Origin of the sequence: Marinicrinis lubricantis (assembly GCF_042658665.1) — a bacterium.
In the GTDB taxonomy this organism is placed as follows: domain Bacteria; phylum Bacillota; class Bacilli; order Paenibacillales; family KCTC-33676; genus Marinicrinis; species Marinicrinis lubricantis.
Window position 1 is genome coordinate 1 of record NZ_JBHSQV010000138.1, and the last position, 18,475, is coordinate 18,475.

At 47.0% G+C, this 18,475-nt stretch carries 15 protein-coding genes and 1 pseudogene; 7 read left to right on the forward strand and 9 right to left on the reverse strand.

The window, feature by feature from the left end; genetic code table 11:
* Positions 1–86 (reverse strand): annotated as a pseudogene (locus tag ACFPXP_RS10490) (IS200/IS605 family transposase); the annotation flags it as partial.
* A gap of 215 nt (positions 87–301) precedes the next feature.
* Positions 302–2,272: a glycoside hydrolase family 127 protein gene (locus ACFPXP_RS10495; RefSeq protein WP_379894172.1), complete on the reverse strand. Its 1,971-nt coding sequence runs from the start codon at positions 2,270–2,272 to the stop codon at positions 302–304.
* Positions 2,273–2,450: 178 nt separating this feature from the next.
* On the opposite strand from ACFPXP_RS10495, the gene ACFPXP_RS10500 reads away from it, so the two are divergent.
* Positions 2,451–3,332, forward strand: a complete 882-nt coding sequence (locus tag ACFPXP_RS10500; protein ID WP_379894159.1) for an AraC family transcriptional regulator — start codon at positions 2,451–2,453, stop codon at positions 3,330–3,332.
* Between the two features lie 101 nt (positions 3,333–3,433).
* On the opposite strand, the gene ACFPXP_RS10505 is transcribed toward ACFPXP_RS10500, so the two are convergent.
* The 3 genes from ACFPXP_RS10505 to pdaA all read right to left on the reverse strand — a co-directional run bounded on the left by ACFPXP_RS10505 (position 3,434) and on the right by pdaA (position 8,496).
* Complete coding sequence (locus ACFPXP_RS10505; RefSeq protein WP_379894160.1) at positions 3,434–5,473, reverse strand: ABC transporter ATP-binding protein; 2,040 nt, start codon at positions 5,471–5,473, stop codon at positions 3,434–3,436.
* 74 nt (positions 5,474–5,547) lie between these two features.
* A complete protein-coding gene (locus ACFPXP_RS10510; protein WP_379894161.1) occupies positions 5,548–7,293 on the reverse strand; it encodes an ABC transporter ATP-binding protein in 1,746 nt (581 codons plus the stop codon).
* 447 nt (positions 7,294–7,740) lie between these two features.
* Entirely contained in the window at positions 7,741–8,496 is a 756-nt protein-coding gene (gene pdaA, locus ACFPXP_RS10515; RefSeq protein WP_379894173.1) for a delta-lactam-biosynthetic de-N-acetylase, read from the reverse strand.
* A 177-nt stretch (positions 8,497–8,673) separates the two neighbouring features.
* Here pdaA and ACFPXP_RS10520 point away from each other — a divergent pair, with 177 nt between their 5' ends.
* The 3 genes from ACFPXP_RS10520 (at position 8,674) to ACFPXP_RS10530 (ending at position 11,267) form a co-directional block, all read left to right on the forward strand.
* Positions 8,674–9,348, forward strand: a complete 675-nt coding sequence (locus tag ACFPXP_RS10520) for a tetratricopeptide repeat protein (protein WP_379894162.1) — start codon at positions 8,674–8,676, stop codon at positions 9,346–9,348.
* A gap of 149 nt (positions 9,349–9,497) precedes the next feature.
* Positions 9,498–10,520 (forward strand): sensor histidine kinase, encoded by a 1,023-nt coding sequence (locus tag ACFPXP_RS10525; RefSeq protein ID WP_379894163.1) that lies wholly within the window; start codon positions 9,498–9,500, stop codon positions 10,518–10,520.
* A 126-nt stretch (positions 10,521–10,646) separates the two neighbouring features.
* Positions 10,647–11,267, forward strand: a complete 621-nt coding sequence (locus ACFPXP_RS10530; protein WP_379894164.1) for a peptidylprolyl isomerase — start codon at positions 10,647–10,649, stop codon at positions 11,265–11,267.
* A gap of 43 nt (positions 11,268–11,310) precedes the next feature.
* Here ACFPXP_RS10530 and ACFPXP_RS10535 read toward each other — a convergent pair whose 3' ends face one another.
* Entirely contained in the window at positions 11,311–12,267 is a 957-nt protein-coding gene (locus tag ACFPXP_RS10535; protein ID WP_379894165.1) for an acetylxylan esterase, read from the reverse strand.
* A 251-nt stretch (positions 12,268–12,518) separates the two neighbouring features.
* On the opposite strand from ACFPXP_RS10535, the gene ACFPXP_RS10540 reads away from it, so the two are divergent.
* Positions 12,519–12,857 carry a LytTR family transcriptional regulator DNA-binding domain-containing protein gene (locus tag ACFPXP_RS10540; RefSeq protein WP_379894166.1) on the forward strand — a complete coding sequence of 113 codons (339 nt, stop codon included), beginning with the start codon at positions 12,519–12,521 and terminating at the stop codon, positions 12,855–12,857.
* Between the two features lie 90 nt (positions 12,858–12,947).
* On the opposite strand, the gene ACFPXP_RS10545 is transcribed toward ACFPXP_RS10540, so the two are convergent.
* Positions 12,948–14,030, reverse strand: a complete 1,083-nt coding sequence (locus ACFPXP_RS10545; protein WP_379894167.1) for a lactonase family protein — start codon at positions 14,028–14,030, stop codon at positions 12,948–12,950.
* A gap of 250 nt (positions 14,031–14,280) precedes the next feature.
* Here ACFPXP_RS10545 and ACFPXP_RS10550 point away from each other — a divergent pair, with 250 nt between their 5' ends.
* Both ACFPXP_RS10550 and ACFPXP_RS10555 read left to right on the forward strand, forming a co-directional pair.
* Positions 14,281–16,413 (forward strand): methyl-accepting chemotaxis protein, encoded by a 2,133-nt coding sequence (locus ACFPXP_RS10550; protein ID WP_379894168.1) that lies wholly within the window; start codon positions 14,281–14,283, stop codon positions 16,411–16,413.
* Between the two features lie 92 nt (positions 16,414–16,505).
* Complete coding sequence (locus tag ACFPXP_RS10555; protein ID WP_379894169.1) at positions 16,506–16,778, forward strand: hypothetical protein; 273 nt, start codon at positions 16,506–16,508, stop codon at positions 16,776–16,778.
* Positions 16,779–16,844: 66 nt separating this feature from the next.
* Here ACFPXP_RS10555 and ACFPXP_RS10560 read toward each other — a convergent pair whose 3' ends face one another.
* Positions 16,845–17,837 (reverse strand): aldose 1-epimerase, encoded by a 993-nt coding sequence (locus ACFPXP_RS10560; protein WP_379894170.1) that lies wholly within the window; start codon positions 17,835–17,837, stop codon positions 16,845–16,847.
* 191 nt (positions 17,838–18,028) lie between these two features.
* The gene (locus ACFPXP_RS10565; protein ID WP_379894171.1) at positions 18,029–18,325 is read right to left on the reverse strand and encodes a spore coat protein; all 297 of its coding nucleotides are present in this window, start codon (positions 18,323–18,325) and stop codon (positions 18,029–18,031) included.
* Positions 18,326–18,475 lie beyond the last annotated feature (150 nt).

Genomic DNA, 18,475 nt, shown 5'->3' on the forward strand with positions numbered 1-18,475 from the left:
TCTTTCCGTCTATACTTCGGGGTGAACACAATGTGGTATTTGCACATCCACTTCGTGTGAGCTAGACTATAGCTCTTGTTTGCCATCTAAGACCATTCCTTTCATTATTGAGCCTGAACATCTCAATATTATCGGAATGGTCTTGTTGGTCAAACCCTAGAACCCTCCACCCGCATAGCGGGTGGTTTTCTGTTTCGCGCGTTTCACGCACTCAACTGGCTAAAGCCATAATAACAGCCGACCGTTGTCAAGCAACGAGTCGGCTTACGTTTTGATTCTATAGCAGCATGATTGTAGACGGTCAAATTCCCGTTTGGTGAACCCGTATCCAGACCCTCATCTCACCCTGCTTTCGATTCCCCCATAGATAATAAGGAATCGCATGCACACGAATCGGAGAAGGTGCAAATTGAACCGGTCTATAAAGCTCTTCATTCCAGCTCGATTCATCCTCGCGGTAACCGCTGCCTTCAATACGGACAGCTCCGCCAAGCAGGTCCGCATCATACCTGAACGTCCACTCTCCTCGCGCATCAATGGTAATTGCGGAAAGGTTCGAGCCGTTGTCCGCTTCCTCCAAGCAGTAAACAAGCGGTCCGCGCTGGATCGCCGCCATACCTGCATTGGCTCGAAGCTGTGGATGAGCATGAAGGAGGTGAATATCCATGGAGAGCTCTAATTCCAGTTTATCTCCCGCTTTCCAGGTTCTCGTCACATACGCGTAGCCGTCACGTCGAATTGCTCCGATGTCCACAGACTCGCCATTCACCGTCAGCTTGTTAGACCTGCTCCAGCCCGGTATGCGGATGGCGACTGTAAATTCAAGCGCCTGCTCCGGATTGACCGTAATGCGGACATGGCCTTCATTCGGATAATGGGTCTCCTGGTTCAATTCCACCCTCTTATCGCCTAATTGGAAGGATGACTTGCTGCCAATGAACAGATGCGTATAAATCGTATCTTCATTTGACGAATACACATACGCTCCTAAAGATGCCAACAGCCTTGCGACATTCGGAGGACAGCAGGAGCATCCGAACCACTTTTGCCTGACCGCTTTCACATGCCTGCGCGCCGGATTTTTCTCGCTCGCCTCCGGCCATACTTCAAGCGGATTCACATAAAAGTACTGCTTGCCGTCCTGCGACATGCTGCCGATGACGTTATTGTATAACGCTCGCTCCATCACGTCTCCGTACTCGCCTTTTGGCTCGATCTGCAGCATGCGCTGGGCAAAGAAGATCAACCCAATGGAGGCGCATGTTTCGGCATATATCGTATCATTCGGCAGATCGTAATCGAAGGTAAAGGCTTCCCCATGGGCAGTCGAACCAATGCCGCCGGTAATGTACATCTGCTTCTGCACGATGTTGCGCCAGAGTGTGCGGCAAGCTTCAAGCAGCGAAGCATCAGAGGTACGAGCCGCTAAATCCGCCATCGCCGTGTACATATAGACGGCACGAACCGCATGGCCGACCGCTTCCTTCTGCTCACGAACCGGCAGATGGCTTTGATGATAGCTCGGATCCGGCTTCGTATGCGGACCTTTCGCATCCCCCCAGTGCCTTGTCATGCCGCGCTGCTCCCATTCCTTGATGAAAAAACTCGGCTCTTGTCCTCGTTCATCGATGAAATATTGGCTCAGCTTGAGATATGCGTCATTGCCCGTCGCCTCATACATTTTGACGAGTGCCAGTTCAATTTCCTGATGGCCATCGTATCCACGGATTTGCCCTTCTTCTCTGCCGAATACCTGGCCGATCAAATCCGCGAATTTGCACATCACATCGAGCAGCTTCCGCTTCCCTGTCGCTTCATAATATGCGACAGCCGCTTCCATCATATGTCCCGCGGTATACAGCTCGTGGCAGTCGGTTAAATTCGTCCACTGTTTGCCCGGCTCCTTGATCGTGTAGTATGTATTTAAATATCCATCCTCGTGCTGCGCTTCCGCAATCAAATCAATGGTTTCGTCTGCCAGCTTTTCGAGTTCCGGATCCGGGTGTTCCTGCAAGCTGTGCGCAACCGCCTCCAGCCATTTCGCCACATCGGTATCCTGAAATACAAATCCGCCGAATTCTCCTGTTTCCTTCCCGGCGGCAATCCGGAAATTGCGAATCGCATGACTCGGCTCTGCATCTGGGATTCGATCATTTAAGGCATCCCATTGATAAGGGATGACCACTTCGCGAACTAAATTTTTAAACGGAGTCCAAAAATCATCCTCAATACGAACTTGTTTTAATGCGGCTGAACGATTAAGTCGCAGCATCTTAGCATTCACATCCTTTTTCAAATTCATGGATCAAACCAAACCTGCTCATCTTTCGGAATTCACTTGCAAATATTCACCCTTCCTAATCGAAGTTTATCTGATAAAATCTAGGATGAATAGATTGTATATCAACATAATTTTGTACGATTTCAACCTAAAAGGAATGTGATCCTTGATGTCTGAAGAACAGATCATTCAGATACAAACCCCGCCCATGCCATACGCCACGCTAGCCGGCAAAAGCGAATACCGCCCTGGTGATCAGCATCCTAATCGCATCAATATCGGTGAATTCGATCTTATTATCGTAAGTGAAGGCCGCTTGTTTATCGGGGAGGAGAAGATGCAGTGGGAGCTGCAGCCGGGACAAACCTTAATTCTTTTGCCCAACGCTTATCATTACGCGACGGCTCCTTGCCAAGAAAACACGATATTTTATTGGATGCATTTCCAAACAAGCGGAGAGTGGGAAGAAGTTTCGCACAATGCATTGCAGAGAGGTAGAAGTACAGGAACAGAATCGCATCTGCGGCTTGGCGGGGAGAACTATGCCATCCAACTGCCCAAGCAGTGGAATCTGTCCAACCCATCCCAAGTATATTCGGATATGGAGCAGTTATTAATGCTGTCCATACAATCGAAATCGGCAACCTTCTGGAAGCTGCAGCAGACGCTGAATAGATTGCTGCAGAGAATGGATCAGGAACAGCGGGGGCATTTAAGCACACCTGCTTTGAAAGTGGCGGAGAGCGCTGAAGCATTCATTCGGTCTCATTATCATAGGGAAGTGACGAATACGATGCTATCCGATGCGCTCCACTTTCATGAAGGCTATATCGCTCGCTGTATGAAGGAAGTTTACGGCTGCACTCCCCTCGAATATCTCCTTCATTACCGATTGGAACAGGCCAAGCTGCTGCTGCTCAAGACCGATCTGCCGATGTCAGCCGTTGCCGAACAGACGGGCTTTCAGCAGGCGGCCTACTTCTCTCGGATGTTCTCCAGACAATTCGGACTGTCCCCGTCTCAGTACCGCAAGCTCCATGCGATACAGTAAGGCGGGCACATCCCGAATCCATACGATCAAGGCCCAAGAAAAAAAGCCGTTTCCCCAGCAGAAATCTTCTACTGGAGAAGCGGCTTTATCTTCATCCGTGTTTAAAATACCGGTAAAGCCCCAGCACTGCTCATTTCGAGACTTTCCCCTTTTTGAAGCTGATACATTTGATAATATTTCCCTTGAAGCTTCATGAGTTCCTCATGATTACCGCGTTCAACGATGACCCCATGATCAAGCACAAGGATTTGATCCGCGCTGCGAATCGTGGACAACCTGTGGGCGATCACGAACGTGGTTCTGCCCTGCTTCAGCACATCCAGCGCATCCTGAATGATCGATTCGGTCTCCGTATCGATGCTTGCCGTCGCTTCATCCAATATGAGAATCGATGGGTTGAACGCCAGCGCCCGCGCGAACGAAATGAGCTGTCTCTGGCCGGCAGACAATGTGCTTCCCTTCTCCACGACCGGTTCATCCAAGCCGCCCGGCAGATTGCTGAACATCTCATAGGCGCCAACATCCTTCAGCGCTTTCTCAATCTTATCTCGCGTAATGGAAGGATCATTCAAGCTAATGTTGGATGCGATCGATCCGGTAAACAGGAATGGATCCTGCAGGACGATACCCATATGCTGCCTTAACAGCTGAACAGGAACATCTCTGACATCCTTGCCGTCAACGATGATCTTACCTTCTTCGACATCATAAAAGCGAAACAGCAAATTGAGAATAGAGCTTTTTCCAGAGCCCGTATGTCCAACTAGAGCGACCGTCTCGCCATGCTTCGCTTCGAAGTTAATGTCGTTCAGCACATATTCACCTTCCTTATAGGCGAAGCTGACATGCTCGAATTTGACATTTCCGTTATATCTGCTCATCTGGCCGTTCACTACGTCCGTACCCGGTTCATCCATCAGTTCGAAAACCCGATCCGCGGAAACGAGAGCCGTTTCCAGATTGGATAACTGATTGACAATCCCGACAATCGGTTGAAACATGCGGTTGATGTAATCGACGAATGCATATAACACACCGACTGTGATCAAGTCGCCCAGCGTATCGCCAAAAAACAGCCAAATCACGAGAATAAAAATCGCACTCCGCAGCACATTGGCAAGATTATGCGTCGTATATGCATTCAAGCTCTGCATCTTGTTCTGATACTTAAAATGCTCCTCATTGATCTCTTCGAATTCAGACATCGTCTCTTTCTGTCTGCGGAAAGCTTGAATAATCGGCATCCCTTGAATCGACTCGTTGATCATGCCGTTGATATCGCTGACTCTGGCACGGATAATCTTATTGTATTTGGACGCATACTTACGGTATATCACAATCCATATATATAAGAGCGGTACAAGCGGCAGTGCAATCAATGCCAGAACCGGATCGAGCAAGTAGAGTGCGCCGAAGATGGCCGCAATATACAAAATTCCCGAAAAGAAATTGGCCAGCACCGCTACGTAAAATTCACGGATCGCCTCGGTATCGTTCGTTACTCTGGAGACGACCTTGCCCGCAGGTAAATTGTCAAAATAGCGGACGGGCAGTGTATGAATATGAGAGAACACATCGTTTCGCATTTTGCGAATGACACTGTTGGCCGAAAGCTGCAGCATATAACGCTGTCCGTAAGCGAACAACGCACTGATGATCAACAATCCGAAATAAATGGCCGCTAGCATGACGATGCTCGAAACCTCCGGCTTATAGAAAGCGAACAGCTCGCCGCGGCTTAACTTCTCCACAGTATATTCCGCGCGCTGACCATCAGATGTGATGACGAGCTGATTGCCGCTGACTTCTCGGTTCCCGTCAAACGCCAAGGCTTCGTCCAAGAAATAATAATCTCTTCCGACCTGTAAAACCCGAACCTCTCTGCCGTGCGTCTGTCCCTCGTCCAAGCGGTCTGCTCTTATGAATAGTTTCCCTTGATAAGAGACGCTGTAAGAAGATTTCTCCTGTACCTCATACCACGGCTCTTCAATTCCTAATATGCTCTTATCAATGATCTGCTTCGCAATGAAAGGTCCAGCCAGTTCCGTGCAGATCGAGGCTGTTAACAGCACCAATGCAAAAATAATCGTCTTCTTATATAAAGCTGCGTATTGAAACAGCCTTTTTCCTGTTTTCCCCATATGGTGTCATCACCCGCTTTTTTCTTTTATTCTATTTTTCAGCCGATTTCACTTCTCATCATGTATGAATTTACTTACGCATCAAGCTCTGACTCCAGCTGCTGGTGTTCATACTGCTCCTTATACCATCCGCCTCTGGCCATCAGCTCTTCATGCGTTCCTGCTTCCACGACTTGCCCTTCATCCAATACGAGAATATGGTCAGCATGCTTCACCGCGGACAGACGATGCGTCGCAATGAGCGTTGTTTTGCCTGCGCGTTCCTTCCGTATTCCGGAAATAATCTCGGACTCAGTCTTGGCGTCAACTGCAGACAAGGCGTCATCCAAAATTAATATTTCCGGATGGGAGATCATCGCCCTGGCAATGGAAACCCGCTGTTTTTGACCGCCAGAGAGGGCTACACCCTTTTCACCGACCATCGTCGCTAAGCCGTCCGGCAGGAACTTAATGTCCTTGCTGAAGGAAGCCAGCTTCAGTGCTTTCTGCAGTTCCTCCTCAGAGGCATGCTTTTGTCCGAACAGAATGTTTTCACGAATCGATCTGGAGAACAAAATAGGCTGCTGCGGGACATAACCGACCCACTTTAGAACGTCCTCCACCGCAATTTGCTCTAATGGAACCCCTGACAATTCGATTTGGCCTTGACCGAGCGGATATTCTCTAAGCAGCTGCTTCAGCAGTGTCGTTTTGCCGCTGCCCGTCTTCCCAACGACTCCGAGGGTCTGCCCTCTTTCCAAATAAAATCGAATATTCTTCAAATTATCTACCGTAGAGGATGGATAACGGAAGGTGACGTCTTTAAATGCAACGCTTTCGGGTAGTTGAACCTGAATCGGCTGCTCCGGTGAAACTACCTCCGGCTCATAAGACAATGTCTCGTTTACCCGATCGAGCGAAGCATTCCCTCTCTGCAAAATATTGATCAGCTCGCCAATCGCAAACATCGGCCAAATGAGCATGCCAAGAAATACATTGAAGGAGACCAATTCACCCAATGTCAGTTCATTATGGAAGACCAAATAAGCGCCGTAGCCTAATCCAATAATATAGCTTAATCCCACCAAAATCTTGACCGTCGGTTCAAACAGCGCATCGATACGGGCAACGGCCATATTTTTGCTGTGCACATCGTCTGTCAGGTCAGAGAAGTTTTTCTTGCTTGCTTCCTCCTGGACGAACGCACGGATCACTCTAACGCCAGATGTATTCTCAAGAACTTGATCGTTCATGTCTCCGAACGCATCTTGTGCGGTCATGAACCGTTCGTGAATTCGTTTCCCCAATTTACTCATGGCAAGCGCGATCAAAGGAAGCGGAAGAATCGAAGCCAGAGTCAGCTTCCAACTGATCAGTACAGACATCATCACAAGAATCGTCAGCATAAAAATACTCGAATCGATCAGCGTTAAAATACCGAATCCCGCTGTCACCGACACCGCCCGCAAATCATTCGTCGCTCTGGCCATCAAGTCTCCCGTACGATTCCGTTCATAAAACGTCGGAGTCATACGCAGAAAATGTCTCATCAGCTTTGAACGCAGCATTCTTTCAAGTATAAATGCCCCTCCGAACAATTGGTACAGCCACACATAGCTCACGATGTAGCTCACGACCGTCAGCGCGATCCACCAGAACATGATCCAGTAGAAATCCGCATCAGAGAATCTTCCCTGAACGATCCCATCAATCGTGAAGCCGATCAATCGTGGAGGAATCACATCAATGATTCCTGCAAAGATGAGCAGCGCGATGGCGACCGTATATCTTTTCCAATGGATTTTAAAAAACCAGCTTAATTTGTTTAATACGACAAACATAGATTCTAATCTCCCCTCTCCAACACAGCGCCCGAACCTCAATGATCATTTAATATGGATTAAAAAAGGCACATTGCCGTAAGCAATATGCCTTCACTTCACAATGATGACGGGTGCGGAACATTAGCAACGACAGGATTCAAAAAGAATCCTAAAAAACGTCCTCCACCGCGTTCAAAGCCATAAAAAAGCACATGATTACGGAATGCAACCATGCGCTGTCAAGTTTAAGCCAAATGAAAAGTCAAATTCAACTTACAGGTTGGTTACTGTCACGTATATTCAGTTGATGCGTCCAATTCACAATAAATTCGGTTCTCACAGCAACCACCCTTTCATGAATTTGTTTTCCTTGTCAAAGGATACCATCCTCTAATTTGTCTTGTCAACGAAAGAATTTGTTTTTTTTTACATCCTAAACGTTTTCTTCAAATGCTCGTTCTTCTGCTACGGCAATCCTGTAATACCCAGCTCCAGTCCGTCTAAGCTTTGAAACGTGTAGCCCTGCCTTCTCGCTTCATCAATGATTTGAGCCATGGCATCGGCGTTATCCTTAGAGACAGAGTGCAGCAAAATAATCGCACCTGGATGCAGCTGCGCCATCACGTGATCGAAAGCGTATTTTGCACCCTTCTGCTGCTTCGTATCCCAATCTTTATACGCAACAGACCAGAACACACTCGTATACCCGAGCTCCCGGCTGACGCGCAGCATCTGATCGTTGAATATTCCTCTAGGAGGACGCAAAAAATTCATCGTCGTTTGGCCCGTCACCATGCCGACAGCTTCCTTCACTTGTGTCAGCTCATCGGCGATTTGCTCCGGCGAAATTTTCGACATATCCGGATGACTCCATGAATGATTGCCGATGATATGGCCTTCATTCACCATTCTCTTGAGCAGGTCAGGCTGATCCTTTACATAATGGCCCGTCACGAAAAAGACAGCCGGCACCTTCTTCTCTTTCAGCACATCTAAGATTTGGGCCGTATAGCCGTTCTCGTACCCATTATCGAAGGTAAGATATAGATTTTTTTGGCGCTGATCTCCTAAAAATAGTGCGCCGTGTTTATCTAACAGCTCTTTAAAACCTTCTTGATCAATCGATGCAGGCTCTCCGTTTTTGCTTTTTTTGAACCCAAAATGATACACACCGCCATCCTCGGCCAATATAGCCTGCGACCCGCTCACCATCAGCATCATGATGAAAAGATGAAGCAGAAATCGTTTCATTTGGCTGTTTTTCCCTCCTATGCTACATATACTATTATTAGGATGCGTCGAATTGGCTAATTTCATAGATCCTGAATTTTCCAATTGTTGGCGAATGTCGTCGATTCCTGTATAATAACCATGAAGGCAGGAAATGAGGGGATTTTGATGAGCAAGTTTTTTATTTTTGCCATGCTCTGGTGGCTGATTGGCAATCCGATTATCGCTTTTCTCGTTTTGCTGCTGCTTATTTATATCGCAGATCAGCGCTTCGTGGGAATATTCCCCAGTCTGACAAAACCGATCCGCCGAAACCGCCTGCTAAAAAAAGCGAAATATCAGCTACTTCTCAATCCAAATGATTTATCAGCGAAGCACGAATGCGCGAGACTTCTGATTGAAAAAAAGAAGTATTCCGAAGCCCAGAAGTTGTTGAAAGAAATTGTTCCTAAAATGGAGCATTCTGCGGAGATTTGGTTTGAGCTCGGTCTGGCTTCTATTCGACTCGGGCAATTAGAAGAAGGCGAATCATATCTGCTGAAAGCTGTAGAGCTCGATGAAAGAGTCAAATACGGACAGCCGTTTATCGTTCTTGGTCATGCTTTTCTAAAAACAGACCGGCAAAAGGCGTTTCAATATTTAGAAAGATTCCAGCAGATACATTCATCTTCTTGTGAAGGTTATTACGTATTAGGTCGAATTTATGGACAATCCGGCAAAAAAGCAGAAGCCCAGCAAGCATTTCACGATGCGATTCAAATTTATAAATCACTGCCGAAATATATGAAACGTCGTGAACGCAAATGGGTTTTGCGTTCTCTTGCCCAAAAGTGGTTCAGCTAAGCAAGATGCTCATTCAACCCGGCTGGATTCGAAAGGTTTCCGGCTTTTTCTTTTTTCATCTTTTTCTGCAAACGGATTCTTTCTTATTTCCAGGATTCGTAATAAGATGAAAGAGTATGCGTTAAATATAAGAAAGCTGGAGTTTTTTGATGGATCATTTATGGAATTTAATAATGCACGAGAAACATGACCAACTTGACTTTCTGCTCTTGGATTCGGAATGCAGGGTGATCTTCGCCACTCCCCCTGTTACCTCCTATTACAGCTTAGAACAGAAGTCTGTGTTTCCTTTGCATACCAAATTAGGCGCACTGCTGCATCAAAGCATACTTCACAAGTCCGCTGTATTCTGTCAACCTGTATTGGAAACGGAGATGCCGGGACAGGACAAGACAGCATACTTATGTTTCCTATACCCTTATTCGAACACTAAAGATTTGTGTTACTACATCATCTTACATAAGATGAACAACATTCAGTCGATCAACCCGCTCATCGAATATGAAAAGAGAAAAACAATTGGCGAAATGGCTGCCGGCACAGCAGATGCGATTCTCAACCCATTAGCCGCGATAAAAGGAACGATACAGCTTATGGAACGCGGCAGCGGGCTGCCCTATGATATGGACAAGTTCCGTTATTACTTCTCACTGCTCTTCGATCAAATCGGCAAGATCGAAACCATCATCGAACGCTTTATCCAATTAGGAAAACAAAAACCGATGCATCTGCATTTAACGTCTTTAAGCAAGGTCATTGGTGAATGGCTCCCCCATATTTATTCCAAGGCACTGTCAAGGCAGATGAATTTAAATATCAACCTCCCGAACCAGGATACGAAGCTGTATATTAATGAACAACTCCTGACTGCCGTGCTCGATGAAATATTTAACAATGCACATGACGCAGTGGATGATAATGGCTCTGTGCATCTGTCCATTCAACTGCAAGAACAAAGGCAGGTCTGTATTGAAATCAGCGACAATGGACACGGTATTCCCGAGCATTTGATGCCGCTTGTCAAGAACCCCTTCTTCACTACGAAGGATGAGGCGCTTGGCTTTGGTCTGAGCTACTGCGACCAGATCATCCACCATATGGGGGGAAACCTTGAAATTGTAAGCAGCCGTTCGGGCACTTCTGTCCAAATCCATCTGCCGGTCTACACATAATAAGGCAATGCCGTTGGTTATGGATCAACGTGGTCTAAAGCTTGAACCACGGTCTGCTATTCCATTAAAATGATTCGTATAAGAGTAGAACTGGTATCATAAATAGACGGGAGGTTTATAACAGACATGGCCATTAAATCTACACGTTATTTCGCATGGTTTCTTTCTGTACTGACAGTGTTCGCCTTACTTACAGCCTGCAGCTCGAATGAAGCGGAGGCTAAAAACCCTATCGTAACGATTGAAATGGATGACGGACAAGCGATCGAAATTGAGCTGTATCCAGATATAGCACCCAATACGGTCAATAATTTCATTTCGCTCGTTGAGGAGAAGTTCTATGACGGCCTTACGTTCCACCGCATCATACCGGGATTCATGATTCAAGGGGGAGATCCGGAAGGGAACGGCACCGGAGGACCGGGGTATAGTATTAAGGGGGAATTCGCTTCGAATGGATTCGAAAACACCCTGAAGCATACCCGCGGAGTGATATCAATGGCTAGGGACACTCCACCGGATACAGCTGGATCGCAATTTTTCATTATGGTCGAGGATGCCGATTATCTCGATGGACAATATGCGGCATTCGGAAAAGTGATCAGCGGCATGGAGACGGTCGATGAGATTGTTAATTTGCCGAGAAATATGGAAACGAACCTGCCGGACAACCCTCCTGTCATGAAAAAAGTGACCGTGGACACGTTCGGGGCAGATTATGATGAGCCGGAGAAAATCACGCCATAATTCATTCAAAAAGAAGCGGAGCCTCTCGGCTCCGTTTTTCCCTTTATAAATATTGATGGATGAACTGCATGCCGATGCGCCGCTGTGCCTTCTCGACGGCATGGCCGGTGAACGGATAAAATTCGATCCGCTTGATCTCTGAAGCGGCCGATCGATAGACGGGAACGATTTGTTCCGGTAAACAGACGGTGTCTTTGAGTCCTACAGACATAAGCAGCGGGACATGCAGCCGATCGGATAAATTGAGCATATCAAAATAGCTTAAATGGCGAAGAACGGCCACCATATGCTCTGGGAAGCGTCTGCAGAAATCCGCAACCTCAGACAATGACCCCGTAGAATGCATGACACCATAATCCATGTGGCACATATTCGGAATATCCGCGACACACAGACGAATTTGTTCATGCATCGCTGCTGTAATCAGCGCTAATCCTCCACCTTGACTGCCGCCGATCACACCGATCCGACCCGAATCAATCTCGAGCTGTTCGCTTAACCAAGTCACGGCACGTAGTGCGTCGACGGCGATCGCCTTGTAATAACAGCGCTCTACATCAAGAATATTTTGCGTTATCCATCCTTTGACCCCGCCGTGTTCCATAGGCAGCCGGTTTCCCGTATCGCCGCCCTGGCCCCGAACATCAACAGCGAATACGGCATATCCCATCAGCAGCAGGTGAGCGTAGTCCTCAGGATCCCCTTTGCCGCCGGTATATCCCGGAAACGTGATGAGACATGGAGCTGTCTTATCCAAGCTCTTGAGTTGAGGCACCATATATAAACCATGAATGGTTGTTTCCTCAAAGCCTTCGTACTGTACATCGTATACGTTTACGCCATGAAACAACGTCTCGCGTTCCGAGCGACGGCTTGCAAACGAGCTTTCATTCGATGACAGCTGCTTCACCCGTTCCCAAAATGCATCTAAATCAGGGGGACTGGTTCGATATGGCTGATAAGCATACAGCTCTTCAATTCGCTTCTCAATCGTATTCATTAAATCACTCCTTGTTGGCTCAACATTCCGTTTTTGAATATACAATGATTTCCTTGTCACCCGATGAGATCCTTTTTTCTCGGCAGACTTTTTTTCGTCTTTAACACCTTTCCTATGTATTGAATAGGATGAATGAAACACACGCTGTTCAAATATTCATAGGATAATAAAGAAACAAAAGCCTTTCTTATAAAGGATAAATGTGCTAAAATTGAAAGCGCTAACATTCCAATCTCTGGGGGGTATGTGGGATGACGAATAAGCCAGAGGAAAATCATGTTTATGAACACTTTGACGTGGGAAGAGATATTTTATTTTTTAAGGTCGGCTCGAAGGGCATCGTCTGCTTTCACGGGGAAAACTATCACATCAAAAAGAGAATGACTCCCGAACAAATCAACAAATTAAAATCCCGCGCAGACTTCTTACGGCTGCATTCCGACTGCTTTGTAAATGTGGATAAGATCAGTTCCATTGAAAATGAAAAGATCCGCTTCGGACATCGCGCCGGAGAGTGGAAACAGCTTCCGATCTCCAAGCGGAAAGAACAGCTTCTGCGGAATTTACTTTCAAAATCTTCATCCGGTTAAGGATTAAATAACCATCCAAATGAACAGGAATGTGTTAAAAAGCAGCTCCTTCTGTCGTGCGAAGGAGCTGCTTTGTTGTTGTAGGATGGACTACAAGTACAGAGGCTGTACGCATACCGGCTTTGATACCTGTACCTGCTTGCCGGTGTATGTCAATTTCCCCGTCGTCCGATCGACCTGAAATACTGCGATATTGTTCGTATCCCGATTCGCAGCAAGCAGGTGAGTTCCGCTTGGCGTTAGTGCGAAATGACGCGGATGCTCGCCTTCCGTGGAAACATGCTCCACAAGTGTCAGCTTTCCAGACTCGCTGTTAATGGCATACACGACAATGCTGTCATGACCGCGATTAGAGCCGTACAAATATTTGCCATCCTTCGACAGCGTAATTTCCGCACAAGTGTTTTCACCTTCGAATGATGAAGGCAAGGTCGGCACCGTTTCGATCTCATTTAGCTGACCATTCTCCATATCGTAAGAAAATACAGTGATCGTCGAATCCACCTCATTAATGACATACGTGAATCTGCCGTTCGGATGGAATACGAGATGCCTTGGTCCTGCGCCTGGATGCACTGCAGTTTCTCCATGAAGCTTAAGTTGATTCTGCTCCTTATCGATCCGATACGCACGAATGCGATCAAGTCCAAGGTCGGAAACGAATATGTATTTTTCATCTGGACTGAAGAAAGCAGAGTGCGGATGCGGTCTGTCCTGTCTCTCCGGATGCACACTCTTGCCCTCGTGCTGCTGCACATCCAGAAGATCGCCCACCTTCCCCTCCTCGGTAATGGAGACCAATCCTACCATCCCTCCATGGTAGCTGGATACGATCAAATAGCGTCTGTCTTGGTCCCGCTGTATATGACAAGTCGGCGAACTGACCGTCTGTGCCCGATTCAGCATCGAAAGCTTCCCTGTCTCCGGATCGATTGCAAAAGAAACCGCTTCGGCCGCTTTACCTCCTTCCGCTGTAGCCACTTCTCCAATAGCATAAAGCTTTTTCTGAGCGGCATCGACATTCAGAAACGTTGGATTTTTCAAGCCCGAAACGGCATCTAATGCGCGCAATTCCACCGTCTGCTCATCAAATTCGTATACATATACGCCGCTTCCCTCTGCCTCAGCATATGAACCTGCGAAGACCAGCAATCGATGATTAGCTGCTGCCATATGAATTCCTCCCCTTCTTCTTCCATTGATCATTTTCTTCTATATATAAAGGTAACTTGTTCTGCAGAAAAAATCAAAGATTCATACAATGACCGCACGAGTCGTCCACTCTTCTATTGCAGTGAATTTTATCACATTCTAATGTGAATCTTCGTGCTACAATAGGATCTTCATTCGTCCATATCGCTACACTTGAAGCTTTTCAACTGGATCGCTTCGAATAAACTACTGAAAAGGATGGTTCTAAGACATGTCAAGAATCTTTTCTCCATTTAGCGCTTTGATGCTTAAGCTGAAGTATCCGCAGAAATTTATCGTGTTCAGTATCCTATTCATCGTCCCGCTGGGCATGCTCCTGAATATATGGCTGAATGAATTGCAAAAAAATATTCACAGCACCGAATTAGAGAAGACCGGCACAGCGTATATTCGAGAAATCATGCCGTTCATGCTGAGCATTCAGCAGCACCGGGGACTTATGAACGGTTACTTAAACGGAGATCAAAGTTCTGAATCCAGCCTTATGAAGATAAGCAAAGAAATCGAAGCTGAAATCACGCGCTTGATGGAGCTTCAAGCCGGTCAAGGCGCACGATTGGAACTTGAGGATTCATGGAACGCCATCGTAAGCGAGTGGAACACGCTTGAAGAGCGTGCAGCATCCATGACTGCACCGGAAAGCTTTGCGCAGCATACAGAATTAATCGATAACCTCATTCATCATATCGTCGAAGCGGCAGATCGATCCAGCCTCACCTTAGATCCCGAAATTGAGACTTATTACCTTATGGATGCTATGGTCAATCAAATTCCGATGCTGATTGAACAGACAGGCCAGGTTCGCGGACAAATCAATGGCGCTCTGGCCAGACGATCCCTGAGTACGGATGAGCGAATTCAGACGATGCTTCAGCAGGAACAAATCAAGTCCGCCTATTACGGGATGAACAAAGGACTAGAGCGTGCGACATCAGCCAATGAATCACTGAAGGCAAGTATAGGAGTGGTCGGTGAGCAGTCCATCCACTCCATCAATGGATTCCTCCAAACCTTAGACGAGCAAATTTTGAACGCTGAAACATTGCAAATGAATCCACAGGACTTCTTCAATATAGGTACCGAAACGATTGATCATGCCTATGCCTTCTTTACTTCAATCAACAGCGAGCTGGATCGATTGCTGTCGGAACGACGGAGTGAAGACCAATTTTATCGAAATCAGATGCTGGCGATTGTGGGCGCCTCCATTTTACTCGTCGCCTTATTTTTTGGCGGATTTTATTTCAGTGTCAAACAAACGATTCGACACCTTCAATCCGGAGCGGACAAGCTTGCCTCCGGACAATTGTCGGAACGAATCCAACTACAAACGAGAGATGAGCTTCGCGAGATCGGCACTTCGTTCAATGCAATGGCAGATTCCTTAAGCACACTGGTTCTGCGCAGTCAGGAAATCTCTCAGCATGTCGCCGCATCCTCACAACAGCTGTCAGCCGTATCGGTAGAGTCCACTTCGTCTGCTCAGCAAGTGGCTTTCGCGATCCAAGGCATAGCAGAAGGTGCCGAGTCGCAGAACCAAACATCAGAAGACAATACGCTGGCCATGAACGAGATCGCCTCCGGCATACAAAACATTTCCGAATCCGCTGCAGAAGCGGCGGAAGAGGCGGCCATCATTTCGGATCATGCCGTACAAAGCGGAGAAAAGCTCAATGATACAGTGCAGCAAATGAACAATATTCAAAGCTCTGTTCATGAATCGACAGGTATCATCGCCAAACTCGGAGAACAATCTACCGATATCGGTCAAATCGTGGATACAATCCATCATATTTCAGAGCAGACTCACATGCTGGCTTTGAACGCGAATATCGAAGCTGCCCGTGCAGGAGAACACGGCAGAAGCTTTAAGGTTGTCGCTACGGAAGTGGCGAAATTGGCAGCGCAATCGAAACAATCTGCGGAACATATTACAGAAATCATCGAGCAGATTCACTCCTTGGTAGGCCAAGTGGAAGAGTCGATGACGGGAACGGTACGAGAAACGGAGCAAGGCATGAGGGTCATCTCTGAAACGAGCGAATCCGTTGGCTCTATTATTCGGTCTATTCAAAATATTGCTCAGCGAGTTCTTGAAATTTCGGCCTCATCCCAAGAAGTGTCTGCCGGGGCGGAAGAAGTGTCCGCAGCGATTTCCGAGACGAGTCATATTTCAAAAAGCGCTGCAGATCAAGCCTCCGAGGTCGCAGCTGCGACCGAGCAGCAGCTTGCTTCCATGGAGGAGGTGCAGGCTTCATCCGAAGCGCTTAGCTCCTATGCCCAGCAGCTGCAGGACGAGCTCAGCCGCTTTACGATCCCCAAACCATCTGAATCAAATTCGTGATCGCCGTATTGCCCTTGTCCCTTACGGACCGTCCGAATTCGCAGTATAATAAAAGAATGCCTCTGCACTACTCGCTTGAAGGGGGAAATGATATGATTTGGCTGCTGATGGGTGCCGCACTGTTCATCCTCTTATGGATATCCTATAAAGGATTCATTAAAATGAAGGATAAACGAGAAGCCAGCAAAGTGATCCAAATGAGTCTGCATCGTCATAAGCCGAGTAAAGAGGATAAACAAACCTGCTCCTTTTGCCGCAAAAAGTCTAAGAAACTTTCCTTCTATGCTGCGGAAAACGGCAAAGTGATCGGGGTATGTGATGTATGCAGGCCACAAGCCGAAAGAAGAGCTTTGCCGCGATTATAGCAGAAGAAAAAGACGGATCATTCGCTCACCCGAACGAAGATGCCGTCTTTTTCTTTCATTAGATCGTTATTTAACATACATCCTGCTCACGGACTCCCATATTTCGCCCGGACCAATGCTGTATAAGCCCACTTCCTCTGCCGGCAGGTCCACATTCGGCGCATTGACCAAATTCACTTGCGGCTCCGGACAGAAAAATTCACCACGATTGAAGTTGTTCCAGATCATCCACTGCTTATACGCGGTTCCCGCATCGTAGACGAAAGTGACTCCAAGCGTCGTATCCGTCAATTCCATTCGATTACGGCCGTTCTGTGGCTGCACGGTATAATGATTATCCATCTCCTCGGTAAATGGATAGATGCCTTCATTTTTCAGCGAAGTATCCAAGCTTCCGAATGGCTGGAACCGCTTCGTTGGCAGCATTCGTTCGTTCAGCTCCCAACGCTCGCCGATTGTCAGCTTCACACGATACCCTTCTGCAGGGCTGTTGGCCGCGAATGGTACATTTACGGCCGTGTGGAAAGCGAGAAGGCTGGGCATTTCCTCTGTTCCATTGTTGCGAATCGTTACCTGCTGAGACAATCCATTCTCACTTAATGCGTATCGAAGCATGAACGTAAAGCGGAAAGGAAATGACTGAAATACCGGATGATTTTCGTCCACCTGAACTTGGACCGTGACAAAGCTCTCCGACGAGGTTTGTCCCATTTCCGTCACTTTCCATGGTACGTTATGAAGAAATCCATGCAGATGATTTCCTCTTTCCGATTCGTTCACAGGCAGCTGGTGAGTCTTCCCTTTCCACGGAAACTTTCCGTCCTCGTATCGATTGGGAGGGAACAGCACCGGAATACCGTAAGAATACGATTCCTTCTTAAAGGCTTCCATTTCACTTTCCTTCGGTTCATGCAGAAAGCGATAATTCGCTTCCAGGTCACGAAACGCTACCAAATTGCCTCCGCATTCCGGCAGCATAACAGCCTCATATTTCCCCGCCCTAAGCCATACCGCGGGCTCGCCTTGGTACGAATCCGTCCAAGCTTTATATTCGCTCATCAATCTCATCCATTCCTTTCAAAACGTCAATTCTCATTCGTTCCTAATATGGGTCTTTCTTATCCTTTGAAAAATTCGTGATCAGCTTCACCATCTCCTTCATTTTTCTGGAGAAAAAATAAAAGGACAACACTGTGCGTAACAGTACTCGTCCTTTCACCAGAAACGATTTTATTCCATTTTCGGACCGCTCACGTCGGTATGTTGAGGGCCGCCTGCATATTTGTTAAATCCAGCTGTATTTGTTCGTTCATATGATACGGCTGGTAATATCCTTTTTTCATCATGTAGTCGGTTAGCTGTTCATGCGTCGTAATCGCTTCTTCCAAATGTCTGCGCAGTACACTCTTGATTTCAGGTGTCGCCGCTTCCGTAACCGCTACGGCATAAGACCGGATGCCTGATTTCGCCGAGATCAACAAATCTGTGGCGATCACTTGATCAGTCAGCTTATTCATGCCCATCAAATATTCCAAAATCGCATTCATGATATCCCCCCCCTTTACACATTCGTATTGTCAAAACTTCTATAAGAAATAGGTTATAAAATATCTCCATAGAGGGCTTTATAGGCAAAAAAATTGCCACCCCCTAAATTCTTTGGATAATTGAGGTTACCACACACCCAACAACCAAGA